Source organism: Methylobacterium sp. J-026, from assembly GCF_022829585.1.
In the GTDB taxonomy this organism is placed as follows: domain Bacteria; phylum Pseudomonadota; class Alphaproteobacteria; order Rhizobiales; family Beijerinckiaceae; genus Methylobacterium.
Genome location: NZ_JAKSYC010000184.1, coordinates 1 through 1,625, shown reverse-complemented (window position 1 = coordinate 1,625; position 1,625 = coordinate 1). Strand labels below are relative to the sequence as shown.

At 68.1% G+C, this 1,625-nt stretch carries 2 protein-coding genes and 1 pseudogene; 2 read left to right on the top strand and 1 reads right to left on the bottom strand.

All coding sequences use genetic code 11. From position 1 onward, the window contains the following. The first annotated feature begins 68 nt into the window (after window positions 1-68). A protein-coding gene (locus MKK69_RS17300; RefSeq protein ID WP_243969804.1) for an IS630 family transposase occupies window positions 69-1,030 on the top strand; the annotation gives its coding sequence in 2 pieces (ribosomal slippage) (window positions 69-420 and window positions 420-1,030; 963 coding nt in all). 109 nt (window positions 1,031-1,139) lie between these two features. On the opposite strand, the gene MKK69_RS17295 is transcribed toward MKK69_RS17300, so the two are convergent. Beyond that, a complete protein-coding gene (locus tag MKK69_RS17295) occupies window positions 1,140-1,376 on the bottom strand; it encodes a hypothetical protein (protein ID WP_243969802.1) in 237 nt (78 codons plus the stop codon). Window positions 1,377-1,388: 12 nt separating this feature from the next. Here MKK69_RS17295 and MKK69_RS31355 point away from each other — a divergent pair. Next, window positions 1,389-1,625: pseudogene (locus MKK69_RS31355) on the top strand (transposase); the annotation flags it as partial.

Sequence of the window (1,625 nt, the reverse complement as noted above, 5' to 3'; positions counted from 1 at the left end):
TTAGAGCTGTTCCCGGAGGCGTTGCGACGGAGCCGGGGTTGCCGCGTTGACCGGTTAAGGAGGCGGCAATGCCATCACCTTTATCAGTCGATCTGCGCGAGCGCGTTGTAGCGGCCGTGACCGAGGGCGCGTCTTTCCATCGAGCGGCGGCCCGGTTTGATGTGAGCGTGTCGAGTGCAAGCCGATGGTCGGCCCGGTTCGCGCAGGAAGGTCACGTCGCGCCCAACCCCACGCACAGCGGCGACCGCCTCTCGGGCATCGAAGCGCAGGCCGATCTGATCCTGTCCACCTACGAGGCCCGGCCCGAGATCTTCCTGCGCGAGTTGCGCGATGTCCTGGCCGCGCGGGGCGTGACGACCAGCACGAGCGGGCTGTCGCGCTTCTTCGCCCGCCACGGCATCAGCCGTAAAAAGGGGCTGTCTACGCGGCTGAGCAGGAGCGCGCGGATGTGAAAGCCGAGCGCCAAGCCTGGTTCGATGCCATGCCCGATCTCGACCCCGACACGCTGGTCTTCCTCGACGAGACCGCGGCCGCCACCAACATGGCCCGCCGCTACGGACGCGCCCCCCGCGGCGAGCGCTGCCGGCTGCTCGTGCCGCAGGGGCATTACAAGACCACGACCGTCACCGCGGCGCTGCGCACCACCGGCCTGTGCGCGCTCAGCCTCATGGATGGCGCCACGAACGGCCAGCGCTTCCGCAGTTACGTCGCCGACAACCTCGTCCCGGTGCTGCAAGCCGGCGACACCGTGATCCTCGACAACCTGCAGGCCCACAAGGTCGCTGGCGTGCGCGAGGCGATCGAGGCGGTGGGTGCCCGGGTCCTCTACCTTCCGCCCTACAGTCCCGACTTCAATCCCATCGAGCAGATCTTCGCCAAGCTGAAGCAGATGCTCAGGACTGCTGCCGCCCGCACCGTGCCCGACCTCTGGGCAACCATCCGCGAAGCCTTCACCGGCTTTACCTCAGACGAGTGCCGCAACTGCCTCACAGCTGCCGGTTACGAAAATGACTTGGCCGTCGCTACATAGGCGGGAACAGCTCTAGAAGCTGAGGGAAGGGCCGGAGCGGAAGGCCTTCTTAGGGACTTGCGTCACGCCGGAGGATTGAAGCGCGGCGGCGTCTAGCAAGTCCTGCGTCTCAGAGGAAGCCGCTCCCCGAGTGTCCCTTGAAAGCATTGGCTCGACGGATGTAGCCGACCACGGTCCGGGGATCCCTGTGGCCCGACTGATCCATGATCCGGGCGAGATCGGCCCCACGCTCGGCCGCCAATAACGGGCGGCTGGCGCTCGACGCCTTCCACGGCGCCGTCCTCGACTCCGCCAGCCCCCGCTGGCCCGAGCGCTGGACCGAGCTGACGCCCCGCCCCTTCGCCATCGCCAGGTGCAGGCCCACAAGGTCGCTGGCGTGCGCGAGGCGATCGAGGCGGTGGGTGCCCGGGTCCTCTACCTTCCGCCCTACAGTCCCGACTTCAATCCCATCGACGTTCTGGCCGTCATGGAGCGGCTGGTGGCGACCCACCGGCCCGACCTCGCGGTCATCGCCTGCAACACCGCCTCGACCCTGGTGCTCCCCGCCCTCCGGCAGCGCTTCACGACCCCGTTCGTCGGCGTCGTGCCGCCGATC

Excerpts from the sequence above, each read along its gene's own strand:
- MKK69_RS17295 (WP_243969802.1), bottom strand. The coding sequence starts at position 1,376 with ATGGCGAAGGGGCGGGGCGTCAGCTCGGTCCAGCGCTCGGGCCAGCGG.